Raw genomic sequence first — 14,828 nt, 5'->3', positions numbered from 1 at the left:
GGCCATGGATCCCGTCTTTGCCCCGATGAACAGCCGGCGCGTGCAGGAGCTGCCGGCCAACCTTCATCTGCCACACATCGCGCCGACCGCCGACACGTTGCTGGACCACTCCGTGAAGCAGCGCCTCGCGTCCGAGGGCCTTCCCGAGCACGCGCTCGGCCGCATGGAAGACCTGGTGCTGCAGCTCGCGCGAATCCAGAACGGCGGCCCGATGCCATTCGATCGGCTTGCCTTTGACTCGCCGCAACTGGTCGTGTTTGCCGGCGACCACGGCATCTCCGATGAAGGCATGTCGGCGCTGGAGCAAGGCATGACGGTCGAGCATGTGCTGCAGCTGCTGATGGGGCTGGCGCCGGTCAATGCGCTGGCCGACATGCACGGCTTCGATCTTTCGGTGGTCGATGCTGGCGTGGCCACGCACATCGATCTGCCCGAAGCGGCGCGCACCCGGGCGCCCCTGCTGGCGCGCAAGATCGGCTACGGCACGCGCAACCTGCTGCTGGGGCCGGCGATGTCGCAGGCGCAGGTGGTGTCCGCCCTGCATGCCGGCATGGACGTGGTGCGCCATCTGCCCGGCAACGTGATTGCCATCGGCGACGTGGGCGTGGCCAACATGGTAAGTGCGTCGCTGCTGCTCTCCCGTCTTTGCGGGGTGCCGCTGGCCGATGCCTGCGTGCGCGACGATTTCCAGATGCCGGGGCTGGACGACAGCGCACATCTGCAGCGCATCGAGAAGCTTTCGGCGGCCGCATCCCGCCATCGCAAGGCCCTCAGCCCGCTGGACGCGCTGGCCGCGCTGGGCGGTTTCGAGATCGCCATGATGGTCGGCGCGATGTTGCAGGCGGCAAGCGAGCGGCGCGTGGTGGTGGTCGACGGCTACGTGTCTGGCGCGGCTGCGCTGGTGGCTCGCGGGCTCTGCCCGGACGTGGCGGACTACCTGGTGTATGCCCACCGCACCGCAGAGACCGGACACCGACTCATGCTGATCCACCTGCAGGCGCAGCCCCTGCTGGACATGGGCCTGCGCGTGAGCCAGGGCACCGGCGCCATGATGGCATGGCCGCTGCTGCTGGCGGCGCAGCGCCTGCTGGAGCGCTGAAGGACCTCAGCGCTCATAGTCCATGCGCACGCGCTGCTGCAGGGTGCGCAGCACGCGCAAGGTTTCCTTCAGGATGCGCCGGTCGATGTCGTTGAGGTCGCTCACTGCGATTCGATTGGGGTTGCCTCCCACCAGGGTGCCGTCGAGCTGCGCGCGCAGGCGAAGCATCTGCAGAAACTCGAAGCCTCCCACCCACGCCTGGTGCTCGTGGTCAGGCACGCCCATCGCGGCTCCAACGGCTTCAAAGCGCTCGCGCGTACCGGGGAATGCAACGCCACGGGCCAGCGCGTAGAGGCGCGCAATATCGACAAAGATTGCCGTGCCTTGCAGCTTCAAGTCCAGCGTGTCACGGCCATCCACCGAGGTGGTATCGATCTGCCCAAGCCAGTTCAGCGGAGCACTTTGCGTCAGCCCGTTGACCGCCAGCTGGCGCAGGAAGCGCGGGTTATCCATGGCGCGGCGGGTCACCGCCTCGCGCAGGCGTTCGGTCAGCCGCGCGTTGCCGGCGAGGCTTCGGAAGTCGAAGTAAATGCTGGCGTTGAGCAGGTCCCTGGGCGAGCCCTGGTCGATCCAGTGCGCGAAGCGTTGCTGCCATTCGGTCAACGTAAGGCAGCACTCCGGGTTGCTGGCCATGATGTTGCCTTTGCACAGCGGGTAACCGCAGGCGTCCAGGCCCTCGTTGACTTCGCGCGCGAAAACCAGCAGGCGGGCCTTGTCCATCGGTGGCCCGTCGAGCGCGTCGGCCACGATCAACGCGTTGTCCTGGTCCGTGGCGATAGTCTGCTCGCCGCGCCCTTCCGACCCGAGCGCGATCCAGCAGAAGTCCCGGAGGTCCAGACCGTGCCTCGCGGCCGTGATTTCAACAAGACGCGAAGTCAGCACGTCATTGAGATGGCTGATCAGCGCCGTGAGCTGCTTGGCCTGAACGCCCTGCTCCAGCAGGCTTCGGGCGAAACGCCGGATGTCTTGCGCCACCGCCTGCAGGGTGGCGAGATCGCTCGCGTGGCGAATGCTGCCGCTGACCTGTTTGAGACTCAACCGCTGCAGCGCGAACAAGTCGCGCTCGGAAACCATGCCCACCACGCGCCCGTCGCGCGTCACCGGCACATGCCGGATGCCGTGCCGCGACATGAGCAGCGCGGCATCGTGCGCGGTGTGTTCGTGCGTGAGCGTGAGCACCGGCTGCACCATGACCTCGCGCATCGGGGTGGACAGCGGCAGTTGCGCCAGCGTCACACGCCCCAGCACGTCGTATCTCGTGAGGATTCCAAGCGGGGCCTGCGCCGCGTCCACCACGAGCATGGATCCAATGTGCAACTCATGCATGCGCATCAGTGCGTCGCGCAGCGGCGTTTCGGGCGAGCAGGTCACCGGCGCCTGGCGGCACAGACCCGCCAGAGGCGTTTCGAGCGACTGCTCGGCCAGCGCCTGCGACGAATACGCCACCTGCAGCGCCGCGCGCGAGAGGTCGAGGAACTTCAGAATGCGGCGGTTGAGGAAATCGCCGAACACCGCGCTGCGTTCGGCCAGGGCCTGCATGTCGTCTGCGCCCACGGCCAGCACGAAGGTATCTTCGGTGGCGCTGTAGAGCGTGGTCGGCGCTCGCTGCGCCAGCACGGCACTGACCGGGAACAGGTCGCCGGCTTCGTACTGAAAGGCACCGCCGGACAGATCGGAGAGCCCGCGCTTGCCGGTAACGGCGCCACGGCGAATGAAGAACAGTTCGCGCACAGGCCCGTCCTCGGGCCGCACCACGGCCTCACCGGGCTTGAAGAACGCCTGGCGCGAAGCGGCCACGAACGCCTTGACGTGCGCCTCCTCCATCTCGTTGAAAGGTGGATGGTGTCGCAGCTCACCGCTCAGGTTTTCCAGCGCCTGTCCCGAAGGCCGCAGCAAGGCCGTCGTCGCAGCACGGGTCTTGTCGGATCGGGAGGCCATGAGCTCGTTGTGGCGTTCTGGAGAACGCCGGCCCTCAGGAGGGCGCGACGGCCTTTTCGGGCAGGGACAATTCCATCGAGGACGGCGCATCGAGCGAAGGGCCCAGCCGCACAGTGCGGCGGGTAACGGCCTGCAACACCAGCCCACCATCGAGGGCAGCGCCCACCCGGTAAGGGCGTGGCGGCTGGCTGTCCACCGCGATCAGCGCGGCGCCGCCGTCGGTTCCGGTGGCTACCACGCCCAGCAACACATAGCGCGCGGGTGCCGCCGCCACCGGTGCGGCACCGGGTGCCGCCACGGGCACCGCACCGAGGGTGCGCGCCACGGCCATCGAATCGGGTGCGGGGGGGGCAGTGGCCACCGCGACCACCGGGGTTACGGCCGAACGGCCCATGAATTGCAACACCCAGTAACCGGCACTCAGGCCGGCCGCGAGCCACAAAACCCCGGCCACCAACGCCGGCCCGCGGCGCGAGGCGCTTTGCTGCAGGGCAGCGGGGCTTTCCATGAGAAAACCCGAATGGCCGAACGACGGTGCCTTGTTCATGCGCGCATTATGATCGACCGCCAGCGTTTCACGGCCCATCCGCCACCGGCGGAGCCGGCCCCCCGGCCACCTGTCGGCCCGCGTTGGCGGGAGATCACTTTGAACCACCTCACCCCTCTTCCACCGACCTGCACACCCAAGGTGGCAAGACCCTGGCGCTCGCTCCAGCGCGGCTTCACCCTGATCGAACTCATGGTGGTGCTCGTCATCATCGGCGTGCTGGCCGCACTGATCGTGCCCAACGTGCTCGATCGCGCCGACGATGCCCGCGTGACCGCCGCGAGAACCGACGTCAACAACCTCATGCAGGCGCTCAAGCTGTACCGTCTCGACAATCAGCGCTACCCCACCGGCGAGCAAGGCCTCAATGCGCTGGTGAACAAACCCACCGCTGGACCCGCCGCACCCAACTGGCGGCGTTACCTCGACAAACTCCCGGCCGATCCCTGGGGCCGGCCTTACCAGTACCTGAACCCTGGTCTGCATGGCGAAGTGGATGTGCTTTCACTGGGCGCCGATGGGCAGGCTGGAGGCGAAGCCAAGGATGCCGATGTCGGCAGCTGGCAGTGAACTGGATGCCCCCACGCTCCACCGCTGCGCGGGTCGCTGCCCCCCGCGGGGGCTGGGCCTGCCTTGGGGGCGGCCCGACGGCTGACCCGAACTGGATGCCCCCACGCTCCGCCGCTGCGCGGGTCGCTGCCCCCCGCGGGGGCTGGGCCTGCCTTGGGGGCGGCCCGGCGGCTAGCCCGAACTGGATGCCCCCACGCTCCACCGCTGCGCGGGTCGCTGCCCCCCGCGGGGGCTGGGCCTGCCTTGGGGGCGGCCCTGCGGCTGACCCGGTCATCTGAGGCTCCGCCGTGCTCCACAAGGCAAGAGGGTTCACGCTTCTGGAGCTCATGGTGGTGGTGGCATTGGTGGCCATGGCCACGGCGGCTGTGACTTTTGCTCTGCGCGACGACGGCGGCACGCGGCTGGAGCGGGAGGGCTTGCGGCTGTCGGCCATGCTGGAGTCTGCACGTGCGCAATCGCGCACCAGTGGGTTGCCTGTGGTCTGGCGCCTGCTGCCACAAGGCTTTGAATTCGTAGGCTTGCCCACGGCGCGCGACGGGCGGGCGCTGGCGGGGTCGCTGTCGGGTGGGCGAGCGTGGCTGAGTCCGGACACCAAGGCCGTCGTGCTGCAACCCCCTGGCGCTCAGGTGCTGGTGCTCGGCCCCGAGCCGCTGATCGCCGCACAACGCGTTGAACTTGTGCAGGGCGAACGCCGGCTGACCCTGTTCACCGATGGCCTGGCGCCTTTTGCGGTGCTGACCGCAGTGCCATGAAGCGCACCCTTGGTTTCACCCTCATCGAGGTGCTGGTGGCCTTGGCGGTGGTCGCCATCACGTTGACCGCCGGCCTGCAGGCCACCGGAGCACTCACGCGGGCCTCGGCGCGCCAGAGCGACCAGTGGCTGGCGCAGCTTTGCGCAGAAAACGAACTCACCCGGTTGCGGCTGCAGCGCCAGTTGCCGGGTGTGGGCGACAGCGAATACGCCTGCGTCCAGGCCGGTCGCGAGATGCGGGTGCGCATTGCGGTTGTGCCGACACCGAACCCGAATTTCCGGCGTGTGGATGCGGTGGTCGAAGCGGTCGTGGAAGCCGACACGGTCCGCCTGCTGAGCCTGTCGACCATTCTGGGCAGGTATTGAACATGAGCCCCCACGCTCCACCGCTGCGCGGGTCGCTGCCTCCCAAGGGGGCTGGCCTTGCTTGGGGCGGCCCTGCGCTGCGGCCGCACTGCACGCCTGAGAGGCGTCGGCGCCTAGGTGGCTTCACGCTCATCGAGCTACTGGTGGCGATCGTCGTCATGTCCATGCTTGCGCTGCTCAGCTGGCGTTCGCTCGACGGCATGTCTCGCACGCAGACCATCACGCAGGAGCGTGCCGATGGGCTGTTGCGCGTTCAGGCAACGCTCGGGCAGTGGGTGGCCGATCTCGATGCCGCCCTGGACACCGGCGAAGTGGCCGCCCTGGATTTCAACGGCCAGGTGCTGCGCATGACGCGCCGCGACAGCGGCGAGACCGGCCTGGACAGCCGAGGCATCCGGGTGGTGGCGTGGGCACGTCTGGGTGGCGCCAGCGGGGGGCAATGGATGCGCTGGCAATCGGGCCCGCTGCTGCGGCGCGACGAGCTCGCACGCGCCTGGCAACGTGCCGGTGAATGGGGACGGGGATCGGTGCCATCGCAGACCGGCAGTGCCGGCACCGAGAGCGCCATCGCCCTGATCGGCATCGAACAGTGGCAGATCTTCTACCACCGCGGCGAGACCTGGGGCAACCCGCTCTCTTCGGTGGGCACCGAAGGAACGAGCACCGAACTCCCGGGTATCGGCAATCTGCCCAACGGGGTGCGGCTCGAACTGGTGCTGAGCCCGGGGCAAGGTCTGTCGGGGGCATTGGTGAGAGATTGGGTCCGACCGACACTCGAAGCTGGAAGGCCGGGTGGATGACTGCTCTTCCACACTCCTCCCCCGCGCGAGCCGCTCAACGCGGCGCTGCGCTGCTGCTGGCGATGCTCACCGTTACGCTGGTGGCCACGCTGGCTTCGGCGGCTTTGTGGCAGCAGTGGCGCGCGAGCGAGGTCGAGCAGGCCGATCGGCAGCGGGTGCAGGCGGGCTGGATCCTGACCGGCGCGCTCGATTGGGCCCGCCTGATTCTTCGCGAGGACGCGCGCAGCAACCAGAGCAGCGGCAACGGCGATCACTTCGGCGAGCCCTGGGCGATGCCGCTGGAAGAAGCGCGCCTGTCCAGCTTTCTGGCCGCCGACAAGAGCAACAACGCCGAAAACAACGCGCTTCAGGCATTTTTGTCGGGGGAAGTGATCGACCTGCAGTCGCGCATGAACTTCACCAACCTGGTGCGCACCGTCGGCAGCGGGGCCACCGCCAAGACCGAGATTTCAGACGCAGACCTTAAAAGTTTCGCCAGGCTCTATCAGCAACTCGGCCTGCCCGAGGCAGAGCTCAACGCCGCCGCGCGCGAACTCCAGACCACGATGCACCTGGCCATGAACGACCCCATGCCCTCGCGCACCGCGCTGCTGCCCCGCAAGTTTGCCCAGCTGGCCTGGCTCGGTGTGGGCCGTGCCAGCCTGGCTGCTCTGGAGCCCCATGTCACCGTGCTGCCCAACCGGACATCGCTCAACCTGAACACCGCGAGCGCTCAGGCCATTTTTGCCAGCGTGCCTGGCATGGACCTGGCCCAGGCGCGCCAATTGGTGACCGCACGTGAGACCCGGCCTTTCAAGAGCCTGGCCGATGTGGGCAATGTCATGCCCTCGATGACGGGTCGACTGTCTGATCTATACCACGGTGTGCGAAGTGAGCATTTCGAGGTGCGCGGCCGCCTCCGGCTGGACAACACGATCATCGAAGAGCGCTCGCTCGTGGTGAGAAACAACCTCGACGTGCGGATCTACTGGCGCGAGCGCTTCTCGCGCCCCTAGAGCCGCGCCCTGACCGAGTTCCAGGCGCTCCCGGGCGCCATCTCCCCGTATTTGCTGCGCATTGACACCTGGCCTATCTAGAATGGCTGTCCACCCTCCCACGCCCACCCCCTCGTGCTGATCGTCACCCCATCGGATTTCTCAGCCGCCCCTCCCGCGGGGCCGGCGGCCTTGTTCGACTGGGCCACCTCGGCCAATGGCCAGCAGGTGCTCGACCACGGACAGGGCCCGGCGTCGTTGCTGCCACGCGATGACGACGTGGTGCTGGTCCTGCCGCCTCGCGCTGTGTCGTGGCACCGCGTGGCCCTGCCCAAGGTGGCCACAGCGCGCCTGCGTGCCGCGCTGGATGGCCTGCTCGAAGACCGGGTGCTGACCGACACCGCCGACCTGCACTTCGCCCTGGAGCCCGGTGGCCGCTCCGGCCAGACGGTCTGGGTGGCTGCCTGCCACCGGACCTGGCTGCGCGGCTGGTTGCAAACGCTGGAATCCGCAGGGCGGCCGGTTTCGCGCATCGTGCCGGCGCTGTGGCCGCTGGTCGAATACGAGGCGGTGGGCGCTGCGCCCGGCGCCTCACGCAGCTTCGCGCTGGAAGTGCCTTCCACCATCCACTGGGCTCACCACGAAGGTGAACAGGCCTGGCTGGGCAGCGCCAGCCTGCTGGGCGTGAGCTGCATGCCGCTGCGCGAACCCGCTTCCGGCATGGCCGGCGGGGCCACCGCCAGTGCCGTGGTCACGGCACTTATGCCGCCGGGCTCCGACCTGCCCGGCGACCCGGGAGATTTCGATGTGTGGCTGGCCGATCCCGGTGTCGCCGAGCTGGCCGAACGTGTGCTTCAGCAGCGCTTCGAGCTCGTTGCCCGCCCGGCCTGGCTGCTCCGTTGTGCCCAGTCCGACTGGAACCTCGCGCAGTTCGACCTGAGCCTGTCGGCCGGTGTGCGGCGCAGCCAGCGCCTGCGCCGCACGCTGCGGCAGTGGCGCAGCGCGCCCGCCTGGCGCCCTGCCCGCTGGGGCCTGGCAGCGCTCGTGGGTGCGCAGTTGCTCGGGCTCAACGCCGCTGCGTGGCACGAGCGCAGCCTGCTCTCGGCCAAGCAGGAAGCGGTGCAGCAGACGCTGCAGACCAGCTTTCCGCAGGTCACCCTGGTGCTGGACGCGCCGGTGCAGATGCAGCGCGAGCTGGCGCGGCTCCAGCAGGCCAGCGGTGCGCTGACGCCAGGCGATCTTGAAGCCTTGCTGACGGCGATCGACCAGGCCGCCAACGGTGAGTCGATGGTGCCGTCCAGCATCGAATACACCCAAGGCGAAGGTCGATTCAAGGGCTGGCGCGCCAGTGAAGACCAGGTGCGAGCCCTGCAACAGTCGCTTGAACGCAACGGCTGGCGGGTGCGTTTCGATGGCAGTGAAATCACCCTGCGCCCACCGGAACCCTGAGCCATGGCCCTCTCCCCGAACCCCAATCCCTTCAAACGACTGAGCGCCACCGCCTCGACCACGCTGGCGCGGCTGGCCCCGCGCGAGCGGCGCGCCGTGATCATTGCCGCCTGGGTGCTTGGCCTGGGTCTGGTCTGGTGGCTGGCCGTGGCGCCCGCGCTGGACACCTTGTTGCAGGCCAGCGCCCGCCATGCACGGCTGGACGGCCAGCTCGGCCAGATGCAGCGCATGGCCTCGGCCGCCGAGGCACTGCGTGGCCAGAACACTGCCCAACCGCCCAGCCGCGACGAGGTGCTGCGCACCCTGGAAGTGGCCACCAACGGCCTGGGTGGAACGGCCCAGCTCTCCGTGCTGGGCGACCGCGCCACCGTGACGCTGCGCAACACCCAGCCCGATGCGCTGGCGCAGTGGCTGGCGCAGGTGCGCATCAACGCCCGGCTCATCCCCCTGCAGTCGCAGCTCACCCGGGAGGCCGGCAACTCCGGCTGGAGCGGCACTGTGGTGCTCTCCGGCCCCAGCCTGGGAACGGGATCATGAGCACCCGCACGGCCGCTCCGAAGGGTGCTCGCGCCGCAGTGCGCAGCACGGAGGCTTTTCCATGACCTCGCGCCTTGCCTGGATCGGTGGCCTCGCCGGCCTGCTGGCGGCGCTGCTTTTGTTCGCGCCGGCACGCTGGCTGGCCGACCGGGTGGGCGTGGCCACCAGCGGTCAGCTGCAGCTGGTGAACGCGCGCGGCACGGTCTGGAATGGCCAGGCCGACCTGGTGTTCACCGGCGGCGAGGGCAGCCGCACCGAGACCGCCCTTCCTCAGGGCCTGCAATGGCGCCTGCGGCCGACGCTGGCATCGGGCATGCCTGCCGTGTCGCTGCGGCTCACGGCGCCCTGCTGCACCCCGGAGCCGATGGCCATGACACTGGTGCCCCGCCTGGGCGGCTCCGAATTGCGCGTTGCCAGCAACAGCAGCCGCTGGCCTGCCGAGTTGCTCACGGGCCTGGGCACGCCATGGAACACCTTGCGCATGGAAGGCCAGCTCGTCTTGCAGACACCCGGCCTCACCCTGCGTTTCGATCAGGGGCGCGCCACCTTGCAGGGCGAAGCGGCAGTCGAGGCGGTGGATCTGGTCTCGCGCCTCTCCACACTGCGCCCGCTGGGCAGCTACCGCATGAGCCTGCGCGCCGATGCCGAAGGCAACACCACCACGCTCGACCTCGCCACCCTGCGTGGCGCACTGCAATTGCAGGGCTCTGGCCAGTGGGTGGGCGGGCGCCTGCGGTTCCAGGGTGTGGCCGAAGCAGCGCCCGACAGTGAGGCCGCGCTGGCCAACCTGCTCAACATCGTGGGGCGCCGCCAAGGCACGCGCTCACTTCTCACCATCGGATGACCCACACCGGCTGACAACTGAACGCTTTGTTATTCACGAACTCAAGATACGATCGCCCCATGAACCCGAACCCCACCCGTGTCGCCCCCGCCCGGCCGAAACGGCCCGCTGCGCTGGCGCACGGCGGCCTGACTGCCATCGCGCTGGCCTTGCTGTTCGTCGCTGGCAACGGCAGCTTGCCATCGGCCCATGCCCAGACGCGTGAACCGGTGACGCTCAACTTCGTCGGCGCCGAGATCGAATCGGTGGCGCGCACGATGGCCGCCATCACCGGGCGCAACGTGGTGGTGGACCCGCGTGTGAAGGGCACCATCAACCTCGCCACCGAACGGCCCGTCACCCCCACGGCCGCACTCAACCAGTTCGCCGCTGTGCTGCGCCTGCAAGGCTTCTCTCTGGTGGACACGGGCGGGCTCTACAAGATCGTGCCCGAGGCCGACGCCAAGCTGCAGGGCAACGTGGTGAGCGCAGGCCGGGTGTCGGCACTGCCGGCTTCCAACACCGTGGTCACGCAGATCTTCCGCCTCAACCACGAGTCGGCCAACAACCTGGTGCCGGTGCTGCGCCCGCTGATCGGGCCCAACAACACGATCAACGTCAACCCGGGCAACAACTCGCTGGTGATCACCGACTACGCGGACAACCTTCAGCGCATCGGCCGCATCATTGCCGCGCTGGACGTGGCCGGCGCGACCGATGTCGAGGTGATTCCCCTGCAGCACGCGGTGGCGGTGGACATGGCCGCGCTGGTGGGCCGCCTGACCGATCCGGCCGTGACCGGCGGCGGTGCGCAAGCCGATACCTCCTACAAGACCACCATCGTGGCCGAACCGCGCAGCAACAGCCTGGTGCTGCGCGCCGCCAACCCGGCGCGTGCCGCTCTGGTGCGCGCCCTGGTGACCAAGCTGGACCAGCCCTCGTCGGAAAACGTCAGTGGCAACATCCACGTGGTGTACCTGAAGAACGCCGACGCCACGGCGCTGGCAGCCACGCTGCGGGCGGCCATGGCGGGTGAGTCGAGTGGCTCCATCGGTGGCGCGAGCCTCGGCACGGCGAGCAGCCCGATCCGCCTCACGGCCACACCGGGCGGCGCAGCCGGCGCCGCCACCTCGCCCGGCTCCTCTCCGGTTTCGGCCAGTGCGCAGCCTTCCACCGGCGGCCAGATTCAGGCCGACCCGGCCACCAACTCGCTCATCATCACCGCGCCCGAGCCGCAATACCGCCAGTTGCGCGCCGTGATCGACCAGCTCGATTCGCGCCGCGCCCAGGTGTATGTGGAAAGCCTGATCGCCGAGGTGAACGCCGACCGTGCGGCCGAGTTCGGCATCCAGTGGCAGGGCGCCATCGGCAACTCGGGCGACCGGATCATCGGCCTGCTCGGCACCAACTTCGGCAGTGGCGGCAGCAACATCCTCGAACTCGCCCAGGGCAACGCCACGCCCTCCCCTGGCCTGAATATTGGCGCAGCGCGGCGAACCAACGGTGTCTACGTGCTGGGCTTCCTGGCGCGCTTCCTGCAGCAGAACGGCGAGGGGAACATCCTCTCCACCCCCAACCTGCTCACGCTGGACAACGAAGAAGCCAAGATCGTGATTGGTCAGAACGTGCCGTTCGTTACCGGCCAGTTCACCAACACCGGTGCCAGCAACGGTTCGGTCAACCCGTTCCAGACCATCGAGCGCAAGGACGTGGGCCTGACGCTGCGGGTGAAACCGCAGATCAGCGAGAACGGCACGATCAAGATGACCATCTACCAGGAGGTCAGCAGCGTGCAGGCCTCCTCCATCAACTCGGCCACGGGTCTCATCACCAACAAGCGAACCATCGAATCGACCGTGCTGGTCGACGACGGCGCCATTGTGGTGCTGGGCGGCCTGCTGCAGGACGAATACTCTGGCAACCAGGACAAGGTGCCTGGCCTGGGCGATGTTCCGCTGGTGGGCAACCTGTTCCGAAGCGAGACACGCTCGCGCCGCAAGACCAATCTGATGGTGTTTCTGCGGCCGGTGGTGATGCGCGACGCCCGAGAGACCAGCAACCTGGCGCTTGACCGCTACGACCTCATGCGCTCGGTACAAAAAGATTCGCAGCCGGTGCGCAGCGGTGTGCTCGGCGTCAACGAAGCCCCGGTGATGCCGCCGCAGGCGCCCCCCACCACGCCCGTGCCACCGCTTGGCAGCACGCCGCCCGTGCGATCGCTCGCCGATCCGAACACCACGCCACCGGTGATTCCGCCGCCCCAGAACGGCACCACACCGAAGTGAGGCCGCGGCCGTGAAATACCCGCTGCCCTACGCTTTTGCCCGCGAGCACCACTGGCTGCTGGAAGACGACGGCGTCACCCAGACCTTGCTGGGCAGCAGCACGCCGGCCACCGACACCGGCGCGCGCACACGCCGACTCTCGGCCCTGACCGAAATTCTGCGCAGCCACGAGGTGCGTGAGATCCACTGGGAAGAAGGCGAAACGCTCAAGCAGCGCATCAGCGCCGCCTACGCGCAAGGTGAGTCGAGCGCGGCCGCCGTGGTGAGCGAGGTGCAGGGCGAGGCCGATCTCAGCCGCATGATGCAGGAGCTGCCGGCCATCGAAGATTTGCTGGAAACCGCCGACGACGCCCCCATCATCCGCATGCTTAATGCCCTGCTCACGCAGGCCGCGCGCGACGGCGCGAGTGACATCCACATCGAGCCGTATGAGCGCCATTCCAGCGTGCGCTTTCGCGTGGACGGCACCCTTCGCGAAGTCGTGCAACCCAACCGCGCGCTGCACGCCGCGCTGATCTCGCGCCTGAAGATCATGGCTGAGCTGGACATCTCTGAAAAGCGCCTGCCGCAGGACGGCCGCATTTCGCTTCGCATCGGCACACGCGCGGTCGATGTGCGTGTATCGACGCTGCCCAGCGCGCATGGCGAACGCGCCGTGCTGCGCCTGCTCGACAAGACCGAAAGCAAGCTCACCCTGGAAGCGGTGGGCATGCAGGGCGATGTGCTCGATCGCTTCCGCCAGCTCATCGGCCAGCCGCACGGCATCATTCTGGTGACCGGCCCCACGGGTTCGGGCAAGACCACCACGCTGTACGCCGCCCTGCAACGGCTGGACGCGAACACCCAGAACATCATGACGGTCGAGGACCCGATCGAGTACGAGTTGCCCGGTGTCGGCCAGACACAGGTCAATGCCAAGATTGATCTGGATTTCGCCAAGGCCCTGCGTGCCATCCTGCGGCAGGACCCGGACGTGATCATGATCGGCGAGATCCGCGATTTCGAGACGGCCCAGATCGCCATCCAGGCTTCCCTCACCGGCCACCTGGTGCTGGCCACGCTGCACACCAACGACGCACCCAGCGCCGTGACGCGCCTGACCGACATGGGCGTGGAGCCCTTCCTGCTCAGTTCCTCGCTGCTGGGCGTGCTGGCCCAGCGCCTGGTGCGCCGCCTGTGTGTGCATTGCCGCCGCCAGGACGACAAGGGCCAGTGGCACCCCGTGGGTTGCGAACACTGCAACCAGAGTGGCTACAAGGGCCGCACCGGCATCTACGAACTCATGGTGGCCGACGACAAGATCCGTTCGCTCATCCACAACCGGGCAGCCGAGAGCAAGGTGTTCGTGGCCGCCGAGGCCGCCGGATTGCGCTCCATGCGCGCGGACGGGCAGCGTTTGATCGAGGCTGGCATCACCTCCCCGGAAGAAGTCATGTCAGTCACCCGGGACTGAAGCTGTGCCCGCCTATACCTTCGAAGCCCTCGACGCACAGGGCGCCACCCAGAAAGGCCTGATCGACGCCGATACCGCTCGCGCCGCGCGCAGCATGTTGCGCGCTCGCGCGCTGGTCCCGCTGCTGGTGGAGCCGGCCAGCGGAGGCTCGAGCGGCGAGGCATCGAGCGGGCTCAATGTCACGCTCTGGGGCGGCCGGGTTTTTGGCGCCACCGCCCTGGCGGTGTGGACGCGCCAGCTCGCCGGCCTCGTGAGCGCCGGCTTGCCGCTGGAACGCGCGCTCACCGCCCTTACCGAAGAAGCGGAGGTCGACAAGCAGCGCAACCTCATGGCCTCGCTGAGGTCCGAAGTCAACAGTGGCTCGCCCTTTGCGCGTGCGCTCTCACAGCACCCACGTGAGTTCTCGCCCATCTACACCGGGGTGATCGCCGCTGGCGAACAAAGCGGCCTGCTCGGCACCGTGCTGGAGCGGCTGGCCGACGATCTGGAAGCGCGCGAGGCTTTGAAGAACAAGATTGTGGCGGCCTCGCTCTACCCGGCCATCGTCACGCTGGTGGCGGTGGTGATCGTGATTTTCCTGGTGTCTTACGTGGTGCCACAGGTGGCCAACGTGTTTGCCGGCAGCAAGCGCGCCCTGCCCTTCCTCACCGTGGTCATGCTCGACCTCAGCGCCTTTGTGCGCAGCTACGGCTGGTTCATGCTGGCGGGACTCGTGCTGGGCGGTTTCGGCATCGCGATGGCACGGCGCAACGAGGGCATGCGCCTGAGCATGGACGCGGCCTGGCTGCGCCTGCCGCTGGTGGGCCGGTTGGCGCGCGGCTACAACGCGGCGCGCTTTGCCTCCACGTTGTCCATGCTCGCAGCGGCGGGCGTGCCCATCTTGCGTGCGCTGCAAACGGCCGCAGAGACGCTGGGCAACCAGGCCATGCGCGCCGACGCACTTGACGCGCTGGTGCTGGTGCGCGAGGGCGCGCCGCTCGCGTCGGCGCTGGGCAGCAAGAAGCGCTTTCCGCCACTGGTTTCGATGTTCGCGCGCCTCGGTGAACAAACCGGTCAGTTGCCCGCCATGCTCGACCGCGCTGCCGCACAACTCGGCGCCGAAGTGCAGCGCCGCGCCATGCACATGGCCACCATCCTGGAGCCGCTGCTGATCGTGGGCATGGGCCTGGTGGTGATGCTGATCGTGCTGGCCGTGCTGATGCCGATCATCCAGCTCAACCAGCTCGTGACCTGAAC

General features: G+C 68.2%; 14 protein-coding genes. 12 read left to right on the top strand and 2 right to left on the bottom strand.

What is annotated here, in order from left to right; translation table 11 throughout:
- Positions 1-4 precede the first annotated feature (4 nt).
- The gene (locus CAP37_RS02040; protein ID WP_256926853.1) at positions 5-1,099 is read left to right on the top strand and encodes a nicotinate-nucleotide--dimethylbenzimidazole phosphoribosyltransferase; all 1,095 of its coding nucleotides are present in this window, start codon (positions 5-7) and stop codon (positions 1,097-1,099) included.
- 6 nt (positions 1,100-1,105) lie between these two features.
- Here the strand turns inward: CAP37_RS02040 and CAP37_RS02035 are convergent, their stop codons facing one another.
- Positions 1,106-3,037 (bottom strand): DUF294 nucleotidyltransferase-like domain-containing protein, encoded by a 1,932-nt coding sequence (locus CAP37_RS02035; protein WP_086122635.1) that lies wholly within the window; start codon positions 3,035-3,037, stop codon positions 1,106-1,108.
- Positions 3,038-3,071: 34 nt separating this feature from the next.
- On the bottom strand, positions 3,072-3,584 hold the full coding sequence (locus CAP37_RS02030; protein ID WP_256926852.1) for a type II secretion system protein N: 513 nt from the start codon (positions 3,582-3,584) through the stop codon (positions 3,072-3,074).
- A gap of 99 nt (positions 3,585-3,683) precedes the next feature.
- Here CAP37_RS02030 and gspG point away from each other — a divergent pair, with 99 nt between their 5' ends.
- The 11 genes from gspG (at position 3,684) to gspF (ending at position 14,826) form a co-directional block, all read left to right on the top strand.
- Entirely contained in the window at positions 3,684-4,154 is a 471-nt protein-coding gene (gene gspG, locus CAP37_RS02025) for a type II secretion system major pseudopilin GspG (protein WP_373271033.1), read from the top strand.
- Between the two features lie 287 nt (positions 4,155-4,441).
- Complete coding sequence (locus CAP37_RS02020) at positions 4,442-4,906, top strand: prepilin-type N-terminal cleavage/methylation domain-containing protein (protein ID WP_256926851.1); 465 nt, start codon at positions 4,442-4,444, stop codon at positions 4,904-4,906.
- On the top strand, positions 4,903-5,271 hold the full coding sequence (gene gspI, locus CAP37_RS02015) for a type II secretion system minor pseudopilin GspI (RefSeq protein WP_086122632.1): 369 nt from the start codon (positions 4,903-4,905) through the stop codon (positions 5,269-5,271). The genes CAP37_RS02020 and gspI overlap by 4 nt, the downstream gene beginning before the upstream one ends.
- Positions 5,272-5,273: 2 nt before the next feature.
- The gene (locus CAP37_RS02010; RefSeq protein ID WP_086122631.1) at positions 5,274-6,071 is read left to right on the top strand and encodes a prepilin-type N-terminal cleavage/methylation domain-containing protein; all 798 of its coding nucleotides are present in this window, start codon (positions 5,274-5,276) and stop codon (positions 6,069-6,071) included.
- Positions 6,068-7,066, top strand: coding sequence for a type II secretion system minor pseudopilin GspK (gene gspK / locus CAP37_RS02005; protein ID WP_086122630.1), 999 nt, complete (start codon positions 6,068-6,070; stop codon positions 7,064-7,066). Before CAP37_RS02010 ends, gspK begins: the two co-directional genes overlap by 4 nt.
- Positions 7,067-7,180: 114 nt before the next feature.
- Positions 7,181-8,494 (top strand): type II secretion system protein GspL, encoded by a 1,314-nt coding sequence (gspL, locus tag CAP37_RS02000; RefSeq protein ID WP_086122629.1) that lies wholly within the window; start codon positions 7,181-7,183, stop codon positions 8,492-8,494.
- 3 nt (positions 8,495-8,497) lie between these two features.
- Complete coding sequence (gspM, locus tag CAP37_RS01995) at positions 8,498-9,031, top strand: type II secretion system protein GspM (RefSeq protein ID WP_086122628.1); 534 nt, start codon at positions 8,498-8,500, stop codon at positions 9,029-9,031.
- A gap of 61 nt (positions 9,032-9,092) precedes the next feature.
- Complete coding sequence (gene gspN, locus CAP37_RS01990) at positions 9,093-9,875, top strand: type II secretion system protein N (RefSeq protein ID WP_086122627.1); 783 nt, start codon at positions 9,093-9,095, stop codon at positions 9,873-9,875.
- Between the two features lie 59 nt (positions 9,876-9,934).
- Positions 9,935-12,139 (top strand): type II secretion system secretin GspD, encoded by a 2,205-nt coding sequence (gspD, locus tag CAP37_RS01985; RefSeq protein WP_086122626.1) that lies wholly within the window; start codon positions 9,935-9,937, stop codon positions 12,137-12,139.
- 10 nt (positions 12,140-12,149) lie between these two features.
- A complete protein-coding gene (gene gspE, locus CAP37_RS01980; protein WP_086122625.1) occupies positions 12,150-13,592 on the top strand; it encodes a type II secretion system ATPase GspE in 1,443 nt (480 codons plus the stop codon).
- A 4-nt stretch (positions 13,593-13,596) separates the two neighbouring features.
- Positions 13,597-14,826: a type II secretion system inner membrane protein GspF gene (gene gspF, locus CAP37_RS01975; protein ID WP_086122624.1), complete on the top strand. Its 1,230-nt coding sequence runs from the start codon at positions 13,597-13,599 to the stop codon at positions 14,824-14,826.
- Positions 14,827-14,828 lie beyond the last annotated feature (2 nt).

Origin of the sequence: Hydrogenophaga sp. IBVHS1, assembly GCF_002127265.1 — a bacterium.
GTDB lineage: Bacteria > Pseudomonadota > Gammaproteobacteria > Burkholderiales > Burkholderiaceae_C > Hydrogenophaga.
Note: the sequence above shows the minus strand (reverse complement) of the source record. Positions and strands in the feature narration are given on the sequence as shown.

Coding starts and splice junctions, on each gene's coding strand:
- CAP37_RS02030 (WP_256926852.1), bottom strand. CDS start 3,584: ATGAACAAGGCACCGTCGTTCGGCCATTCGGGTTTTCTCATGGAAAGC.
- CAP37_RS02010 (WP_086122631.1), top strand. CDS start 5,274: ATGAGCCCCCACGCTCCACCGCTGCGCGGGTCGCTGCCTCCCAAGGGG.
- CAP37_RS02040 (WP_256926853.1), top strand. CDS start 5: ATGGATCCCGTCTTTGCCCCGATGAACAGCCGGCGCGTGCAGGAGCTG.
- CAP37_RS02035 (WP_086122635.1), bottom strand. CDS start 3,037: ATGGCCTCCCGATCCGACAAGACCCGTGCTGCGACGACGGCCTTGCTG.
- gspM (WP_086122628.1), top strand. CDS start 8,498: ATGGCCCTCTCCCCGAACCCCAATCCCTTCAAACGACTGAGCGCCACC.
- gspK (WP_086122630.1), top strand. CDS start 6,068: ATGACTGCTCTTCCACACTCCTCCCCCGCGCGAGCCGCTCAACGCGGC.
- gspI (WP_086122632.1), top strand. CDS start 4,903: ATGAAGCGCACCCTTGGTTTCACCCTCATCGAGGTGCTGGTGGCCTTG.
- gspN (WP_086122627.1), top strand. CDS start 9,093: ATGACCTCGCGCCTTGCCTGGATCGGTGGCCTCGCCGGCCTGCTGGCG.
- gspD (WP_086122626.1), top strand. CDS start 9,935: ATGAACCCGAACCCCACCCGTGTCGCCCCCGCCCGGCCGAAACGGCCC.